Here is a 490-nt window from a genome sequence, read left to right as displayed (position 1 = left end):
GGTATCTGCTTTATTGGAGAAAGAAACTTTAAAACGTTCCTTAGTCAATATTTGCCTGCACAGCCTGGTGTGATGCAGACAATGGACGGAGAAGTAAAAGGGGAGCACGATGGACTGATGTATTACACGATCGGTCAGCGCCAAGGACTTGGCATTGGCGGCAGTGGTGATCCTTGGTTTGTCGTTGGGAAAGACTTGGAGAAAAACATCTTGTTTGTTGAACAAGGCTTCCACAATCCACTTTTATACTCTGAAAGCATTTCAGCTGTTAATATCAGCTGGACTCGTCCTCATATTGTCGGGGAAAACGGTGAATTAACGTGCACAGCAAAATTCAGATACCGTCAAGAAGATCACCATGTGAAGGTCAAAATGACAGATGAGCAAGAAGCAATGGTTATCTTTGATGAGCCTGTTCGTGCTGTTACTCCGGGACAAGCGGTTGTTTTTTATGATGGTGACGAATGTCTTGGCGGCGGTACAATTGACG

General features: G+C 44.7%; 1 protein-coding gene. It reads left to right on the top strand.

Translation table 11 applies throughout. The annotated features are described in order from the left end of the window. A partial coding sequence (locus tag AC0IXA_RS27140) for an aminomethyltransferase beta-barrel domain-containing protein (protein ID WP_471814858.1) occupies positions 1-490 on the top strand: 490 nt, incomplete at both ends.

It is taken from the genome of Pseudomonas sp. AC083 (assembly GCF_979253165.1).
Note: the sequence above shows the minus strand (reverse complement) of the source record. Positions and strands in the feature narration are given on the sequence as shown.